We start from the raw sequence: 17395 nt of genomic DNA, 5'->3' as shown, positions 1-17395 counted from the left end.
CCGGCCCCCCCGGCACCGCCGGCCGCGGCGAACCCGCCCGCCGCCGCTAACCCTCCGGCTGCCCCTGCCGCGCCGCGTGCCGGGACCTCCACGCCGGAAACCCTGGCGGCGGCGCAGGACCTGCTGCGCGCCACCGGGGCCGCCGCGCTGGCCGAGACGACGATGACCCAGACCTCGCAGCAGATCACGGCGGCGCTGGCGCAGAGCAGCGGCAAGCCCGTCGCCGAGGTGCAGCAGATCGTCGAGGACGTGCTGATGCCGGAGTTCCGCGCGCGGATCCCCGAGCTGATGGCCTTCACCGCCGAGCTGTGGGCCAGCCAGATGACGGCGCCCGAGCTGCGGGAACTGGCCGCCTTCTACCAGACCCCGCTCGGGCGGCGGCTGACCGAGGTGACGCCCACCGTGGCCACCCAGAGCGCGCTGTTCGGCATGCGCTGGGGCCAGGAAGTGGGGCTGAGTGCGCTGAACAAGCACCGCGACACGCTGCGCTCGCGCGGCCTGAAGATCTGAAGCCTGCCGGGCGCGCCCCAAGCTGCGCCCGTTTTCGACCGACCCCTGATTAAAGGGACTGCGCCATGACCGACCTGCCCGTATCCGGCTTGCATGAATCCGGTGCCGACTTCGCCGAGACCTATGCCCGCAATGCCGCCCTGCTGGCAGGCGAGGCGCATGTGGATGTCACCGAGCACGATGCCTGCGGCGTCGGCATGGTGGCGACGCTGGATGGCACGCCGCGCCGCGACGTGGTGCAGGCGGGCATCGACGCGCTGAAGGCCGTCTGGCACCGCGGCGCCGTCGATGCCGATGGCAAGACCGGTGACGGCGCCGGCATCCATATCGAGATCCCGCAGAACTTCTTCGCGGAAGTGGTGGAGCGGGGCGGCGACCGGCTGCGCCCGGGGCGCATCGCCGTCGGCATGGTGTTCATGCCGAAGACCGACCTCTCCGCGCAGGAGCGCTGCCGGCAGATCGTCGAGACCGAGATCCTGAACGCCGGCTACAACATCTATGGCTGGCGCCAGGTGCCGATCGACATCGCCTGCATCGGCGAGAAGGCGAACGCGACGCGGCCCGAGATCGAGCAGATCCTGATCTGGGACCCGGAGCAGCGGGATGCCGACACGTGCGAGCGGGACATGTATGTCATCCGCCGGCGGATCGAGAAGCAGGCCATCGCCTCCCAGGTGGCGGAGCTGTACCTGTGCAGCCTGTCCTGCCGCTCGGTCATCTACAAGGGCATGTTCCTGGCGGAGAACCTGACCGACTTCTACCCGGACCTGAAGGACGAGAAGTTCGTCAGCCGCTTCGCCATCTACCACCAGCGCTACTCGACCAACACCTTCCCGACCTGGCGGCTGGCGCAGCCCTTCCGCATGCTGGCGCATAACGGCGAGATCAACACCGTCCACGGCAACATCAACTGGATGAAGAGCCACGAGACGCGGCTGGCGCATGAGCGCCTGGACGCGTTCATGGATGACATCAAGCCGGTGGTGCAGGCGGGCGGTTCCGATACCGCGACGCTGGACAATGTGTTCGAGCTGCTGGTGCGCGCCGGGCGCGATGCGCCGATGGCGAAGTCGATGCTGATTCCGGAGAGCATCGGCAGCAACGCCATCATGCCGCAGGCGCACCAGGACCTGTTTATGTACTGCAACGCGGTGATGGAGCCATGGGACGGCCCCGCCGCCATCGCCGCCACGGACGGGCGCTGGGCCGTGGCCGGGCTGGACCGCAACGGCCTGCGGCCGATGCGCTACACCATCACCGCCAACAAGCTGCTGATCGTCGGCTCCGAGACCGGCATGGTGAAGCTGCGCGAGGACGAGATCCTCGCCAAGGGCCGCATCGGCCCCGGCCAGACCATTGCCGTGGACCTGGAGAGCCAGGCCTTCTACACGGCAGACGAGGTCAAGGACATGCTGGCGGCCCGCAAGCCGTTCGGCGACTGGGTGCGCCGCACCACCAAGATCGACGGCATCGTCCGCAACGAGGTGGACGAGGCGGCCCAGGTGCAGGGCGAGGAACTGCGCCGCCGCCAGCTGGCCATGGGCTTCACGCTGGAAGACCTGGAGACGATCCTGCACCCGATGGTGGAGGAAGCGCAGGAAGCCATCGGCTCGATGGGCGACGACACGCCGATCGCGGTGCTGTCCGAGCATTATCGCGGGCTGCACCACTTCTTCCGGCAGATGTTCGCGCAGGTGACCAACCCGCCGATCGACAGCCTGCGCGAGACGCGGGTGATGACGATCAAGACCCGCCTCGGCAACCTGGGCAACATCCTCGACGAGGACCCGACCCAGTGCGACATGCTGCAGCTGGAAAGCCCCGTGCTGTCCAATGCCGAGTTCGCGGCGATGCGGGACTACATGGGCGCCACGGTCTGCACCGTGGACTGCACCTTCCCAGTGGAGGAAGGCGAGGCCGGCCTGCGCCGCGGGCTGGAGCGCATCCGGCGTGAGGCGGAGGAGGGCGTGCGCTCCGGCTGCGCCCACGTCATCCTGACCGACGAGGCGACCAGCGCCGGGCGTGCCGTGATCCCGATGATCCTGGCCGTGGGCGGCGTGCACACCCACCTGGTGAAGCATTCGCTGCGCACCTTCACCAGCCTGAACGTGCGGGTGGCCGAGTGCCTGGACGTGCACTATTTCGCCGTGCTGATCGGCGCCGGCGCCACCACGGTGAACGCGTATCTGGCGCAGGAGAGCATCGCGGACCGGCACCGGCGCGGGCTGTTCGGCCAGATGTCGCTGAAGGATTGCGTCGCGCGCTACCGCAAGGCCATCGACAAGGGCCTGCTGAAGACGATGTCCAAGATGGGCATCTCGGTCCTGTCCTCCTATCGCGGCGGGATGAACTTCGAGGTTATCGGGCTGTCGCGCGCGCTGGTGGCGGAGTTCTTCCCGGGCACGCAGTCGCGCATCTCGGGCATCGGTCTGTCCGGCATCGCCCGGCGGGTGCTGGCGATGCACCAGAGGGGTTGGGGCGCGGAGGCCACGGCGCTGCCGGTGGGCGGGCTGTACAAGCTGCGCCGCCGCGGCGAGGCGCATGCCTTCGAGGCCAACCTGATCCACACGCTGCAGCACGCGGTGGAAAGCGACAGCTACCAGACCTTCAAGCGTTACTCTGATGCCGTGCGGAAGCTGCCGCCGGTGGCGCTGCGCGACCTGCTGGATTTCCGCACCGAGGCGCGCAAGCCGATCCCGGTCGATGAGGTCGAGAGCATCACCGAGATTCGCAAGCGGCTGATCTCGCCGGGCATCTCGCTCGGCGCGCTGTCGCCGGAAGCGCATGAGACGCTGTCGATCGCCATGAACCGCATCGGCGCCCGCAGCGACAGCGGCGAGGGCGGCGAGGACCCGGAGCGCGCGAAGCCGCGTGCCAATGGCGACAACGCCAATTCCGCGATCAAGCAGATTTCCTCCGGACGGTTCGGCGTCACCGCCGAGTACCTGAACAACTGCAAGGAAATCGAGATCAAGGTGGCGCAGGGCGCCAAGCCGGGTGAGGGCGGGCAGCTGCCCGGCTTCAAGGTGACCGGGCTGATCGCCAAGCTGCGGCACTCGACGCCGGGGGTGATGCTGATCTCCCCGCCGCCGCACCACGACATCTACTCGATCGAGGACCTGGCGCAGCTCATCTACGACCTGAAGCAGATTAACCCGGATGCGACGGTGTGCGTGAAGCTGGTGTCGCGCAGCGGCATCGGCACCATCGCGGCCGGCGTGGCCAAGGCGAAGGCGGATGCCATCCTGGTTTCCGGCCATAGCGGTGGCACGGGGGCCTCGCCGGTCTCCTCCATCAAGTATGCCGGCCTGCCGTGGGAGATGGGTCTGTCCGAGACCCACCAGGTGCTGCTGCTGAACCGGCTGCGCCACCGCATCAAGCTGCGCACCGATGGCGGTATCAAGACCGGGCGCGACGTGGTGATGGCGGCTATGCTGGGCGCCGAGGAATTCGGCATCGGCACCGCCTCGCTGGTGGCGATGGGGTGCATCATGGTGCGGCAGTGCCACAGCAACACCTGCCCCGTCGGCGTGTGCAGCCAGGACGAGGCGATGCGCGCCAAGTTCACCGGCACGGCGGAGAAGGTGATCAACCTGTTCTCCTTCGTCGCTGAGGAAGTGCGCGAGATCCTGGCCAGCCTGGGCTTCCGCCACCTGGAGGAGGTGATCGGCCGCACCGACCTGCTGAAGCAGGTGTCGCGTGGGTCGGAGGATCTGGACGACCTCGACCTCAACCCGCTGCTGGTGCAGGCGGATGCCGGGCCGTTCCCGCGCCATTGCACGCTGGAAGGCCGCAACGAGGTGCCGGAGACGCTGGATGCCGACATGATCCGCGATGCCGCGGCGCTGTTCGAGCATGGCGAGAAGATGCAGCTGGCCTACAACGTGCGGAACACCCACCGCGCCATCGGCACCAAGATCAGCAGCAAGATCACCCGCAAGTTCGGGATGACCGGGTTGCAGCCGGGGCACCTGACGGTGCGGCTGCGCGGTTCCGCCGGGCAGTCGCTGGGCGCCTTCGCGGTGCGCGGGCTGAAGCTGGAAGTGCTGGGCGACGCCAACGACTATGTCGGCAAGGGCCTCTCTGGCGGCACCATCGTCATCCGCCCGGCGCCGTCCTCCGGCCTGGTATGGAGCGACAACGCCATCGTCGGCAACACCTGCCTCTACGGCGCCACGGCGGGCGAGATGTTCGCCGCTGGCCAGGCGGGCGAGCGCTTCGCCGTGCGTAACTCCGGCGCCACGGTGGTTGTGGAGGGCTGCGGCTCGAACGGCTGCGAGTATATGACAGGTGGAAATGCCGTCATCCTCGGCAGCGTGGGCGACAATTTCGGCGCCGGCTTCACCGGCGGCCAGGCCTTCGTCTACGATGCCGACGGAACCTTCGAGCAGCGGGTGAACCCGGAGACGCTGCTGTGGAAGCGCCTGTCCTCCGCCCACTGGGAGGGCGTGCTGCAGGAGCTGGTGGCGCGGCACGCAGCCGAGACGGGCTCGCGCCTCGCCGCCCGGCTGCTGAACGACTGGTCCAGCGAGCGCGGCAGCTTCTGGCACGTGGTGCCGAAGGAATATGCCAAGTACCTGCCGCAGCCGATGGAGGAGATCGCGCTGGCCGCGGAATGACCGAACAGGCCGCGCCGGTGCCTGTGGCGCGGCCGTCTTTCCCGGCTATGAAGACCGCGTAACGACCACCATAAACCCTCACGATCGCGTGAGGGCGATCTGGCGGCGTCATGCCGCACATGCGATAAGCGCCGCACTCCTGACACATTCCGGCACCTTTGCATGCGCATTCTCTACCATCTGCCTCTCTCCCCCTACGCCCGTAAGGTCCGATTGGCGCTGAACGAGAAGCGCATCCCCTTCGAGCTGAGGCTTGAGCGGGTGTGGGAACGCCGCGACGAATTCCTGGAAATGAACCCCGCCGGCACCGTGCCCGTCCTGGCCGAGGAAAGCGGGCTAGTGCTGGCCGACAGCTACGCCATCTGCGAGTACCTGGACGAAGCCTACCCCGAGACGCCCTTGCTGGGCCGTACCCTGGGAGAGCGCGCCGAAGTGCGCCGCCTGGTCGCCTGGTTCGACGGCAAGTTCGCCCGCGAGGTCACCGCCAATCTGTACTACGAGAAGCAGATGAAGCGGCTGATCGGCCGAGGCAACCCGGATGCCGGGGCGCTGCGGGCCGGCTACGCCAACCTGAAGCCGCATCTGGATTACCTGGGATGGCTGGCGGAGACGCGCCTCTGGCTGGCCGGCAACGCCCTCTCCCTGGCCGACCTGACAGCGGCGGCGCACCTTTCTACGCTGGACTATATCGGCGATGTGGACTGGTCCTTGAACGACGCTGCCAAGGACTGGTACGCCCGGGTGAAGTCCCGCCCTGGCTTCCGCGCATTGCTGGCCGACCGGGTGAGCGGCGTGAACCCGCCGCCCTATTACGCCGACCTGGATTTCTGAGGTCGCCCGGCGAGGTGCAAGGAAGGCTGGGGAAGGAATTCCCCAGACCCCTTCTTTCTTTCTGCGGGTTTGGCGAAGCGCTGCCGGTGAGGCGGGCGCTTCACGATGATATTTATATCGAACGGCGCAGGCTGAACCGTCAGTCGCCAGGAGGTCTGGGACCTCCGGCGCGAACCAGACAAGCCCCTCAACAGCCACGCCAATAAAACTCGAAAAAGAAAAGAAGGGGTCCGGGGAATTCCTTCCCCGGCCTTCCCTTCACCTCGCTCCTACCGCCGCCGCGGCCCCGCCTCGTTCAACGCCAGGTTCTGGCGGGCCAGGTCGGCGGCCGCGCTGTCGGGTGCGTTGGCGATGGTGCCTTGCCAGTCGGCGCGGGCGCCGGCGGTGTCGCCGCGCAGCTGCTTCAGGATGCCGCGTTCCAGCAGCGCCTCGGCCTGGCCGGGGGCCAGTTTCAGGGCTTCCTCGACCGCCAGCATCGCTTCCGCCTGGCGGTCCAGGTGGCGCAGGGCGGCGGCGCGGAAGGTCAGGGTATCCGGGCGGCCTGGTTCCAGCTTCAGCGCATGGTCCAGGTCCAGCAGGGCTTCATCGTACCGGGCCAGGCTGGCGGCGGCCAGGGCGCGGTCCACCAGCAGGGCCGGGTCCTCGGGCGAGAGGGTGAGGGCCAGGGTGCTGGCGGCGTAGGCGCGGCCGGGCTGGTTGGCCATCATCCAGGCCTGGGAGGCCTGGGCGTAGACGGCGGCGCGGGCCAGGGCGCTGGCGTGGGAGGAGGAGGCGAGGCGTTCCAGCCGCTCGGCGGCGCGGTCCGGCTCCCCGGCGGCGAGCAGGGCAAGGGCCAGGCAGTGGCGGGCGCCTTCCACGGCGATGCCGCGCTGCTCCAGTGCCTCGGCCATCGCGATGGCGTCTTCCGGCTCGGTGCGCAGCAGGGTGAGGCAGGCTTCGTATTCGGGGCCATCGGCCAGCCGGGGCGGTTCCGGCGGCAGGGGCAGGGCCTCGCCTTCACCGGGCATGGCCGGCGGCGTCGCGTTGGGGGAGAGGGCTTCGGGCGGCGGGGTCGGGGCTTCTGCTGCTTCCGTCAGGCCGGTAGAGGGCAGCAGCATCGCGCCACCCACCATCGCCACGCCCAGCAGGGCGGCGGCGGCGGTTCCAAGTAGCATGGTGCGCCACCGGTGTGCGGCGGGGGCTCGCGGGGGGGCTCGCATGTGGCGCAGTCTAGCCGTGGGCCGGCTTTCGCGCCACATGCGTGGGTATGACCGCTTCCATGCTCATTCTCGGCTTCGGCTATGCCGGCCGCGCCATCGCCGCGGAGGCCCTGCGCGCGGGCTTCGCCGTCTCCGGCACCGCCCGGAACCCTGCCAAGGCGCGGGTGCCGGAGGGCGCTACGCTGCTGCCGTTCGATGAGGCCGGGGCGGCGATCCGCGCGGCGACGCATCTGGTCATCACCGCAGGCCCGGGGGCGGAAGGCGACCCGGTGCTGGCGCGCTACCGGGATGACGTGACCCAGGCGGCGGGGTTGCGCTGGGTTGGCTACATGTCCACCACCGGCGTCTATGGCGACCGGCAGGGCGGCTGGGTGGACGAGACCGCCGCGCCCGCGCCGGCGCAGGAGCGTTCCGTCCGGCGGCTGGAGGCCGAGCAGGCCTGGCAGGCGCTGCTGGCGCCGATGGGCGTGGCGCTGGACCTGTTCCGCACCGCCGGCATCTACGGCCCCGGACGCAACATGCTGGAGGAAGCGCGTCAGGGCACGGCGCGGCGGGTGATCAAGCCCGGCCATACCTTCAGCCGCATCCATGTCGAGGATATCGGCCGCGCCGTGGTGGCCGCCGCTTTGCGGCCCGATGGCGACCGCGTGCTGCACCTGGCGGATGACGAGCCGGCCGAGGGCGCGGCAGTGGCGGTGGAGGCGGCGCGGCTGGTCGGCGTGCCGCCGCCGCCGGGCGTACCGTTCGAGACGGCGCTGGCCACCATGTCGGCCATGGGCCGCAGCTTCTGGGCGGAGGACCGCAAGGTGGCCTCTGCCCGGACACAGGCGGCGCTGGGGCTGCGTTGGCGCTACCCCACCTACCGGGAGGGCCTAGCCGCCCTTCACCAGGCCGAGCAGGCCGGCGAGGGTCTCGTCCAACAGGGCTAGGTCCTCGGGGCGGGACAGCCGGTGGTCGCCATCCTTGACGAGCAGGATGCGGACATCGTGGGCGTCGAGATGGGCGGCGAGGTCGGTCGCGGTCTGCCACGGCACCTCGGCATCCCGCATGCCCTGCAGCAGGCGGACGGGGCCGGCGAAGGGCAAGGGGCGGTCCAGCACCGACTGGGTGCGGCCATCCCGCAGCAGCTTGGCGGTGATCGGCACCGGCTCGCCATAGGGGTTGGGCTCCAGCACCAGGCCGTGCCGGGCCAGCTCGGCGCGCTGGGCCTCGGTGAAGCCGGGTTCCATCAGCCTGCTGGTGAAGTCCGGCGCGGCGGCGATGCCGAGCAGCCCGCGCACCCGGGCGGACCAGCGGCGGGCCAGCAGCAGCGCGATCCAGCCGCCCATGGAGGAGCCGACCAGCACCACGGGGCCGGGCGCCTGGGTATCGATGACCTTGGCGGCGTCGTCCGCCCATTCGCCGATGCAGCCATCCTCGAACCGGCCGCCGCTGACGCCGTGGCCGGAATAGTCCAGGCGCAGGAAGGCACGGCCTTGGCGGGCGCAGAATTCGCGCAGCGCCAGGGCCTTGGTGCCTTCCATGTCGGAGCGGAAGCCGCCGAGGAAGACCACGGTGGGGCCATCGCCGGGCAAGGCGGCCCAGGCGAGCTCGATGCCATCACCGCGATCCAGGCGGCCGGTGTGCTCCACAGTCATGCAGGTCGGGTTCCTTGAGGTTTGTGGGGGTGTTCTGCTGGGATCGACGGGGGCTCTGCCCTCTCGGGCTCCCCCGGCAGGGGATGCGATCCCCTGCACCCACGGTCTATTATAGATGCCTCGGATAGATCAGGGCATCCTGGATAAAATCATTAATAATTAATAACTTACGACTAAATCTGTCCCGTTGGGGGACCCTGCAAACGGGTTTCCAAAGGCCTCAGGCCTTTGGCGGGGAGAGTTTGAGAGGGGCAGCGCCCCTCTCAACAGTCACGCGCGCGGCAGGCCGCGCTGGCGCAGGTTCGCCATCAGCGCGCCGATGCCGAAGCGCCAGGGCGGGCAGAGGTCGGTCCGGTCCACCGTGTTGCACAGGGCGCCAAGGCGGGTGCTGGCGATGTGGACGACATCCCCCGGCTTGTGGGTGAAGCCCATGCCGGCGGCATCGCGGTCCTTGCTGGGGGAGAAGGGGGTGCCGAGGAACAGCGCCGCGCCATCCGGGTACTGGTGGTGCGGGCCGATCATCTGCGCCACCAGGTCCGTCGGGTCGCGGCTGATGGCGCCGACCTTGCCGGATTCGTGCAGCTTGAAGCCGTCCGTGCCCTCGATGCTCAGCACCGTCTCGGCCTGGCGGATGTCCTCCAGCGTGAAGCCTTCGTCGAACAGGCGGATGGCGGGGCCGAGGGCGCAGGCGGCGTTGTTGTCCTTCGCCTTGCCCAGCAGCAGGGCGGAGCGGCCCTCGACATCGCGCAGGTTGACGTCGTTGCCCAGCGTGGCGCCGAGGATGCGGCCCTGGCTATCGACTGCCAGCACCACCTCGGGCTCCGGGTTGTTCCAGGCGCTGCCGGGATGCACGCCGATCTTGGCGCCCGAGCCGACGGAGGAGAGCGGCTGGCCCTTGGTGAAGACTTCGGCATCCGGGCCGATGCCGACCTCCAGGTACTGGCTCCACCAGCCGCGCTCGACCAGCGTCTGCTTCAGCGTGGCGGCTTCCGGGCTGCCGGGGCGGAGGTTGGCGAGGTCGTCGCCGATGATGCCGCGCACCTCGGCGCGCACCGCCTCGGCCTGGGTGGCGTCGCCACGGCAGCGTTCCTCGATCACCCGCTCCAGCATCGAGCGGACATAGGTGACGCCGCAGGCCTTCAGCGCCTGCAGGTCGAAGGGCGAGAGCAGGCGGCCATCGGCCAGCAGCGCCGGCACGTCCAGTTCCAGCGCCTCGCCGCGCGTGGCGATGGCGGCGATGGGGTCGGATTCGTTCAGCCAGGCGCTGGCGGTGCCGAAGGCCGGCGTCATGTCGTAGGCCCGGCCCTTGGCCAGGGCGATCACCTGCGGGCCATTGGCCCCCTGGATGCGCAGCGCGAAATGGCCGTCGCGCCAGTCCTGCGGCAGTGCGGTATCAAGCGGCATTGGTACCCTCCCCGAAAAAGATTTGGCACAGGTCGTAGCGCGATCCGATCCCGCTTGCCATCCGGGGCCGGGCGGTGAAAGCATGGCGGTCCGTAAGGCCTGCGAAGCCGGGCCAGGGAGGAGAGTACATATGTTCAAGATCACGCGCCGCGGCGCGTTGCAGGGTGCTGCCGGGTTGCTGGCGATGCCGGCCCTTGTCGAAAAAGCCAATGCCCAATCCGCGTTCGACTGGAAGCAGGCGAAGGGCGAACGGCTGGAAGTAAGCCTGACCTCCAACCCCCGTTCGGTCATCCTGACGCAGAACCAGAAGGAGTTCGAGGAACTCACCGGCATCCGCGTGGGGTCCGAGCAGATTCCGGAGCAGCAGCACCGGCAGAAATTCGCCATCGAGTTCGCGACCGGCAAGCCGTCCTTCGACATCGTCGGCATCAGCCTGCATGTGAACAAGCGCCAGGTCGGCCGGGCGAAGTGGTGCGCCGATATCCGCCCGATGATGGCCGATGCCAGCATTACCAACCCGGATTTCGACTTCGCCGATTTCAGCGAGGGGGCGGTGGCCTATTCCACCCAGTCGGACGGCCGCATGGATACGCTGCCGGAATTCGCCGACCCGTGGATCATGTACTACAACAAGGAATTGCTGGCGGCGAAGAACATCGCCGTGCCCAAGACCTTCGACGAGCTGTACACCGCGGCCAAGGCGCTGACCGACCCATCCAAGCAGATCTACGGCTTCGTCGGGCGCGGGCTGCGCAATGCCAACGTGGTGCTGTGGACCTCCTTCCTGCTGGGCACCCAGCAGCGGGATACGGTGGATGGCAGCATGAAGCTGATCACGGACACGCCGGATGCCGTCTGGGCCGGGCAGATGTACCAGAAGCTGATGCGCGAATGCGCGCCACCGGGCTCGATCGGCTTCAACTGGAATGAGTGCCAGACCAGCTTCATGCAGGGCCGCGCGGCCTTCTGGATCGACGGCCCCGGCTTCGCCGCGCCGCTGGAGGACCCGAAGCGGTCCCGCGTGGCGGGCAAGACCGGCTACGCCGTCGCGCCTGCCGGTCCCGCACACCACCATGGCGCGTTGTTCGGCACCGGCTTCGGCATCAGCGAGGCCAGCAGCCCGGCGCGCAAGAAGGCCGCCTGGCTGTACCTGCAATGGGCGACGGGCAAGCAGAACCAGCTGCGCTACCTGACCGGCGGCGCCGGGGCGCCGGCGCGGATGAGCCCCTTCAAGCAGGAAGAGGCGCTGCGCGGTGCGGTATTCTCGATGGACTACGTGAACTGCCTGTCGGATGCGCTGAAGATCTGCCGTCCCGGCCTGCCAGAAATCGTCCCCGTCACTGAGTTCCGCGACACGATCGGCACTGCGCTGACCAACATGGTCGGCGGCGCCGATGTGGCGTCCGAGCTGAAGCGGGCGACGGATGCGTTCCGCCCGGTGCTGGAAGCGTCCGAGCGCGCGACCTGACCTGAACGGGGGGCTTGTCGGGACGTCCGACAAGCCCCTTGCCTCCGCCCTGGCAACGTGGCGCAATGGCGCGAAGGCCGCAAAGGCCCGTGGGCGATATGAGCCCCCGTGGGAGAAGAGAGAGATGTCCGAGATCACGCGCCGCACCGCGCTTCGTGGTGCCGCCGGCCTTTTGGCCGTTCCCGCGCTGGTGGAACGGGCCAACGCGCAATCGGCCTTCGACTGGAAGCGCTTCAAGGGCGAGCGTGTCGAGGTCAGCCTGGTGGCCAACCCGCGCTCCACCCTGCTGTTCCAGTACCACAAGGAGTTCGAGGAGCTGACCGGCATCCGTGTCGGTGCCGAGCAGATTCCGGAGCAGCAGCACCGGCAGAAATTCGCCATCGAGTTCGCCTCCGGCCGGCCTTCCTTCGATGTCATCAACATCAGCCTGCATGTGAACAAGCTGCAGGTGGGCCGGGCGAAGTGGTGCACCGACCTGCGGCCGCTGATCGCCGATGCGTCCATGACGGCGCCGGACCTGGACATGGCCGATTTCGGCCCGGCGGCGGTGACCTACGCCACCCAGGCGGATGGACGGCTGGACACCCTGCCGCTGGATGTGGACCACTTCATCCTCTACGTGAACAAGGACCTGGTGGCGGCGAAGAACGTCGCGGTGCCGCAGACCTTCGACGAGCTGTACACGGCGGCGAAGGCGCTGACCGATCCGTCCAAGCAGCAATACGGCTTCGTCGGCCGCGGGCTGCGCAACGCCAACATGACGCTGTGGTCGTCCTTCCTGCTTGGCACGCAGCAGCGGGACATGATCGACGCCAACCGCAAGCTGATCACGGACACGCCGGACGCCGTGTGGGCCACGCAGCAATATGCGCGACTGATGCGCGAATGCGCCCCGCCCGGCGCCAATTCCTTCAACTGGAACGAATGCCAGACGACCTTCATGCAAGGCCGCGCCGCCTTCTGGATCGACGGCGTCGGCTATGCCGCGCCGCTGGAGGACCCGAAGCGTTCCCGCGTTGCCGGCAAGCTGGGCTATGCGGTGGTGCCGGCCGGGCCGGCGCACCGGCATTCCGCCTTCTTCTGCACCGGCCTTGGTATTTCCGAAGCTTCCCAGCGGCGGGGCCCGGCCTGGTTCTACATCCAGTGGGTGCTGAACAAGCAGAACCAGTTGCGGATGCTGGCCACGGGCGCCGGCGCGCCGACGCGCCTGTCCGCCTATGCCAACGAGGAAGGGCTGAAGGGCAGCACCTTCCCGCGCGAGTACTTCACCACCCTGGCGGAGAGCATCCGCATCGCCCGCCCCGGCCTGCCCGAGATCGGGCCCGTCACGGAGTTCCGCGACACGATCGGTTCCGCTCTGGTCAACGTGCTGGGCGGCGCAGATGCGACGGCGGAGCTGAAAAAGGCCACCGATGCCTTCCGGCCCGTGCTGGAAGCGTCTGAAAAGGGGGCATGATGTCGGGCAACGCCGCAACCCACAGCGCGCCTTTGGCGCCGGCCGTGGCCACGCCACGCCGCCGCAACTATGCGCGCCGCTACTGGATGTTCGTCGTGCCGGCCGGCGTGGTGGTCATCAGCGTCATTCTGTTCCCGTGGCTGTTCACCCTGTTCATGTCCACGCATGAATGGAAGATCGGCGGCGGGCACCATTTCGTCGGCCTGGACAATTACAGGAAGCTGTTCACCGATGAGCGCTTCCTGTGGTCGATGGTGCGCACGCTGTACTTCACAGCGCTGGCCGTGATCGGGCCGATGGTGCTGGGCGTTGCCGCAGCGCTGGTGTTCAACCGCAACTTCCCGCTGCGCGGCCTGGCCCGCACCATCTTCATCCTGCCGATGATGGCGACGCCTGTTGCCGTCGCGCTGGTCTGGACGATGATGTTCCACCCGCAGCTCGGCGTGTTGAACTGGCTGCTCAGCCAGTTCGGCATCCCGCCCAGCATGTGGGTGTACGACGCCAAGACCGTCATTCCCACCCTGGTGATGGTGGAGATCTGGCACTGGACGCCGCTGGTCATGCTGATCACGCTGGGTGGCCTCGCCTCCCTGCCGCAGGACCCCTATGAGGCCGCCAAGATCGATGGCGCCAGCCCGTTGCAGTCCTTCTGGCACATCACCCTGCCGCTGCTGGCGCCGTTCCTGGTCGTCGCGCTCATCATCCGCACCATCGATGCGCTGAAGGCGTTCGATACGATTTACGTCATCACCCAGGGCGGGCCGGGCACCAGCTCGGAAACCATCAACATCTTCCTGTATCTGCAGGGTTTCGCCTACTACAACATGGGCTATGCCAGCGCCGTGGTGGTGGTGTTCTTCACCATGATCGTCGGCCTCGCCTCCCTGTTGCTGTGGACGCGCAAGAGGGTGAAGGCATGAAGCGCTTCCTTGAAAAGCTGGGCTTCGGCGTGGCGGTGCTGTTCCTGGTCTCGCCCGCTATCCTGGTCTTCCTGTGGATGCTGTCGCTCTCGCTGAAGAACGAGCTGGACAACACCGCCTTCCCGCCGATCTTCATTCCGAACCCGCCGGTCTGGGACAACTTCATCAGCGTGTTCGAGAACAACAACTTCCTGCTCTACACCTGGAATTCCATCGTCGTCTCCTTCACCGCGACAGGGCTGGCTATCCTGATCGGCGTGCCGGCGGGCTACGGCATCGCCAAGATGCAGGCAAACAAGGCGGCGATGCTCATCCTCATCGCCCGCATCACGCCCGGCCTGTCCTACCTGATCCCGCTGTTCCTGCTGTTCCAGTGGCTGGGCCTGACGGGGACGCTGACGCCGATTGTCATCACCCACCTGGTCATCACCGTGCCCATCGTCGTCTGGGTGATGATCGGCTTCTTCGAGGGGCTGCCGGGCGAGTTGGAGGAAGCAGCGCTGGTGGACGGCGCCACCATCTGGCAGGCCTTCCGCCATGTCGCCTTCCCGCTGGCCATGCCGGGCATCACGGTGGCGACGATCCTGTCCTTCATCTTCTCCTGGAACAATTTCATCTTCGCCATGGTGCTGGCGGGGCGGGAGACGCGGACGCTGCCCGTCGCCGTCAACAACATGCTGACCTTCGAGCAGATCTCCTGGGGTCCGCTGGCGGCGGCGGCGCTGATGGTGACGCTGCCGGTATTGCTGCTGACGCTGGCGGCGCAGAAGCAGATCATCGCCGGGCTGACGGCCGGCGGCGTGAAGGGCGGCTGACAGAAGCGGCGGGGGAGGCTATGCCCCCGCCCATGCCCGCTGATCATCGCCCCGCCATCCTCCAGGTGTTGCCGGCCCTTCGTGCCGGTGGGGTGGAGCGTGGCACCGTCGAGATCGCCGCCGCGATTGCCGAGGCCGGCTACCGCCCGCTGGTGGCCTCGGCCGGTGGGCCGATGGTGGCGGAGCTGGAAGCCGTCGGCGGCCGCCACTTCACCCTGGGGCTGGACCGGAAATCCCCCGCTGCCCTGCTCACGGGCGCCAATGCACTGGCGGAGATCGTGAAGGCGGAGGGCGTGCGCATCCTGCATGCCCGCAGCCGCTTCCCCGCCTGGTCGGCGCTGATGGCGGCCCGGCGCACCGGCGCGCATTTCATCACCACCTATCACGGCACCTACAACGAAGGCTTTCCCGGGAAGCGGCTCTATAATTCGGTGATGGCGCGCGGGGAGCGGGTGATCGCCATCAGCCAGCACATTGCCAATGTCATCCGCGCGCGGCATGGCACGGACGCCACGCGCATCCGCGTCATTCCACGCGGGGTGGATATGGCGCGGTTCGACCCCGCCCTGGTGCCGGCGGCGCGGGTGGAAGCGCTGCGCGCCGCCTGGGGCGTGCCCTCCGGCCGGCCGGTGCTGCTGCTGCCGGGGCGGGTGACGCGCTGGAAGGGGCAGGGGGTGCTGCTACAGGCGCTGGCGACCCTGCCGCGGCCGCGTCCCTTCGTGCTGCTGGTCGGCGATGAAGGCCGTGGCACCTACGCACAGGAATTGCGGACGCAGATCACCGCCCTGGGTCTGGGCGAGGATGTCGCCATGCCCGGCCATTGCGACGACCTGCCCGCCGCCCTGCTGCTGGCCGACATCGTCCTGCACTGTTCCACCGACGCCGAGGCGTTCGGCCGCACCATCGTCGAAGCGCAGGCGATGCAGCGGCCGGTCATCGCCTCCGACCTCGGCGCGCCGCGCGAGACGGTGCTGGAGGGCGAAACCGGCTGGCGCGTGCCGCCCGGGGACCCCGCCGCACTGGCCGCCGCCATCGCCCGCGTGCTGGCACTGACGGCGGAGGAACGGACGCGCATCGGCGCGCAGGGCCGCGCCATGGTGCTGGAGCACTACACCACTCGCGCTATGCAGCAGGCGACGCTCTCGGTGTACCGGGAGGTGCTGTGAGCGGCATGGCGGCACCCGGGCGCATCCTGGTCATCAAGCTCTCGGCGCTGGGGGACGTGGTGCAGGCCTTCGGGCCTTTCGCCGCCATCCGCGCCCACCATCCGCGGGCGCATATCACCCTGCTGACGACCCGCCCCTTCGCGCCGCTGCTCCGCCGCGCGCTCTGGTTCGATACGGTGTGGGAGGATGGCCGGCCTTCCTGGGGCGACCTGCCCGGGGTGGCGAAGCTGGCGCTGCGGCTGCGGCGCGGGCGGTTCGACCGGGTGTATGACCTGCAGACCTCCAGCCGGTCCTCCCGCTACCGCTGGTTCACCGGCGGGGTCGAATGGTCGGGGGTGGAGAGCCACCGCCGCGTCAACCCGGACCGCGATTCGCTGCACACGATGGAACGGCAGCGGGAGCAGCTGGCCATCGCCGGCATCCGCGACATCCCGCCGCCCGACATGGCCTGGCTGGATGACCCGCTGGACGGCTTCGCCCTGCCGCCGCGCTTCTGCCTGCTGATTCCCGGTGCATCGCCCAGCCGGCCTGCCAAGCGCTGGCCCGCTACCCGCTTCGCGGCGCTGGCGGCGCGGCTTGAGGTGCCGCCGGTGATCCTGGGAGGCCCGGCCGAGGCGCCGCTGGCAGCCGAGATCCTGCAAGCGGTGCCTTCGGGCGTGGATCTGACCGGCCGTACCAGCCTGGCGCAGATCGGCGCCCTGGCCCGCCGGGCGGATTGTGCCATCGGCAACGATACCGGGCCGACCCATCTGGCCGCCGCCGCCGGTTGCCGCACCCTGACGGTGTTCGGCGAGGACAGCGACCCCGCCCTCAGCGCCCCGCGCGGACCGGCGGCCAATTGGGTGCGGCATATTCCGCTGGCGGAACTGCGGGTCGAGACTGTGCTGGAGGCGTTGCGGGAGCCTGTGGGCTGACGGTGCCGGCGCGCTCATCGCCGCCGTTAACGCCGTGGTCGGCCAGCGCGGAGGGCCCGTGGCTGGCGAGGACCGACCGACGTTCGGCGAGGGAAGGTCAGGGGAATGAATTCCCCTGCGTAAACGTATACGTTTACACCGCCTTTTGTCTGTCAGTTGGCGTGGGCTTCAGGACTGGCCGGTGCGGCCATGAGCAGGAACACGAGTTATCCGGGCTGAACGATCGGCCTCCGGCGATCACGAACCCTCGGCGTAACCCCGGTCTGGCCCGGAATGACCGACGCCCCCACCTCCACACCCGAAAGACTTGTGGAAAAAAGAAGGGGTCCGGGGAATTCTTTCCCCGGCCTTCCTGCCCGAGGCTGACTGTCGATCCGCCCTAGAGGCTGTTATGGACCTTTGGGCGGGTAATGATCAGGCTGAGGGGCATGAGTGCCCGCAAGCCGTACCCCTCTG

13 protein-coding genes are annotated in these 17395 nt (G+C 68.6%); 10 read left to right on the top strand and 3 right to left on the bottom strand.

The features are described 5' to 3' along the window. From IBL26_RS23600 to fzlA, 3 genes are all read left to right on the top strand, one after another. A partial coding sequence (locus tag IBL26_RS23600; protein ID WP_187786967.1) for a DUF2059 domain-containing protein occupies window positions 1-510 on the top strand: 510 nt, incomplete at its 5' end. A 65-nt stretch (window positions 511-575) separates the two neighbouring features. Next, window positions 576-5129, top strand: coding sequence for a glutamate synthase large subunit (gltB, locus tag IBL26_RS23595; RefSeq protein WP_187786966.1), 4554 nt, complete (start codon window positions 576-578; stop codon window positions 5127-5129). Window positions 5130-5291: 162 nt separating this feature from the next. Then, window positions 5292-5960, top strand: a complete 669-nt coding sequence (fzlA, locus tag IBL26_RS23590) for an FtsZ-binding protein FzlA (protein WP_187786965.1) — start codon at window positions 5292-5294, stop codon at window positions 5958-5960. Window positions 5961-6229: 269 nt separating this feature from the next. Here fzlA and IBL26_RS23585 read toward each other — a convergent pair whose 3' ends face one another. After that, window positions 6230-7114: a tetratricopeptide repeat protein gene (locus IBL26_RS23585; protein ID WP_187786964.1), complete on the bottom strand. Its 885-nt coding sequence runs from the start codon at window positions 7112-7114 to the stop codon at window positions 6230-6232. 104 nt (window positions 7115-7218) lie between these two features. Between IBL26_RS23585 and IBL26_RS23580 the strand changes: the two genes are divergently transcribed. Beyond that, window positions 7219-8088, top strand: coding sequence for a Rossmann-fold NAD(P)-binding domain-containing protein (locus IBL26_RS23580; protein WP_241749711.1), 870 nt, complete (start codon window positions 7219-7221; stop codon window positions 8086-8088). Here IBL26_RS23580 and IBL26_RS23575 read toward each other — a convergent pair. After that, window positions 8032-8796, bottom strand: a complete 765-nt coding sequence (locus tag IBL26_RS23575; protein ID WP_187786962.1) for an alpha/beta fold hydrolase — start codon at window positions 8794-8796, stop codon at window positions 8032-8034. The genes IBL26_RS23580 and IBL26_RS23575 overlap by 57 nt on opposite strands. Window positions 8797-9066: 270 nt before the next feature. Further along, window positions 9067-10200 (bottom strand): fumarylacetoacetate hydrolase family protein, encoded by a 1134-nt coding sequence (locus IBL26_RS23570; protein ID WP_187786961.1) that lies wholly within the window; start codon window positions 10198-10200, stop codon window positions 9067-9069. 130 nt (window positions 10201-10330) lie between these two features. On the opposite strand from IBL26_RS23570, the gene IBL26_RS23565 reads away from it, so the two are divergent. The 6 genes from IBL26_RS23565 to IBL26_RS23540 all read left to right on the top strand — a co-directional run bounded on the left by IBL26_RS23565 (window position 10331) and on the right by IBL26_RS23540 (window position 16939). Beyond that, window positions 10331-11668 (top strand): ABC transporter substrate-binding protein, encoded by a 1338-nt coding sequence (locus IBL26_RS23565; protein WP_241749710.1) that lies wholly within the window; start codon window positions 10331-10333, stop codon window positions 11666-11668. 124 nt (window positions 11669-11792) lie between these two features. Continuing rightward, window positions 11793-13124: an extracellular solute-binding protein gene (locus IBL26_RS23560; RefSeq protein ID WP_187786959.1), complete on the top strand. Its 1332-nt coding sequence runs from the start codon at window positions 11793-11795 to the stop codon at window positions 13122-13124. Beyond that, window positions 13121-14044 (top strand): carbohydrate ABC transporter permease, encoded by a 924-nt coding sequence (locus tag IBL26_RS23555; RefSeq protein WP_241749709.1) that lies wholly within the window; start codon window positions 13121-13123, stop codon window positions 14042-14044. The genes IBL26_RS23560 and IBL26_RS23555 overlap by 4 nt, the downstream gene beginning before the upstream one ends. Next, window positions 14041-14859: a carbohydrate ABC transporter permease gene (locus IBL26_RS23550; RefSeq protein WP_187786958.1), complete on the top strand. Its 819-nt coding sequence runs from the start codon at window positions 14041-14043 to the stop codon at window positions 14857-14859. The genes IBL26_RS23555 and IBL26_RS23550 overlap by 4 nt, the downstream gene beginning before the upstream one ends. A 32-nt stretch (window positions 14860-14891) precedes the next feature. Beyond that, on the top strand, window positions 14892-16025 hold the full coding sequence (locus tag IBL26_RS23545; RefSeq protein ID WP_187786957.1) for a glycosyltransferase family 4 protein: 1134 nt from the start codon (window positions 14892-14894) through the stop codon (window positions 16023-16025). Window positions 16026-16030: 5 nt separating this feature from the next. Further along, window positions 16031-16939 (top strand): glycosyltransferase family 9 protein, encoded by a 909-nt coding sequence (locus IBL26_RS23540; RefSeq protein WP_187786956.1) that lies wholly within the window; start codon window positions 16031-16033, stop codon window positions 16937-16939. The last annotated feature ends 456 nt before the right edge of the window (window positions 16940-17395 follow it).

It is taken from the genome of Teichococcus aerophilus (assembly GCF_014490485.1).
Classification (GTDB): Bacteria; Pseudomonadota; Alphaproteobacteria; order Acetobacterales; family Acetobacteraceae; genus Pseudoroseomonas; species Pseudoroseomonas aerophila.
This window is presented reverse-complemented; position numbering and strand designations above follow the sequence as displayed.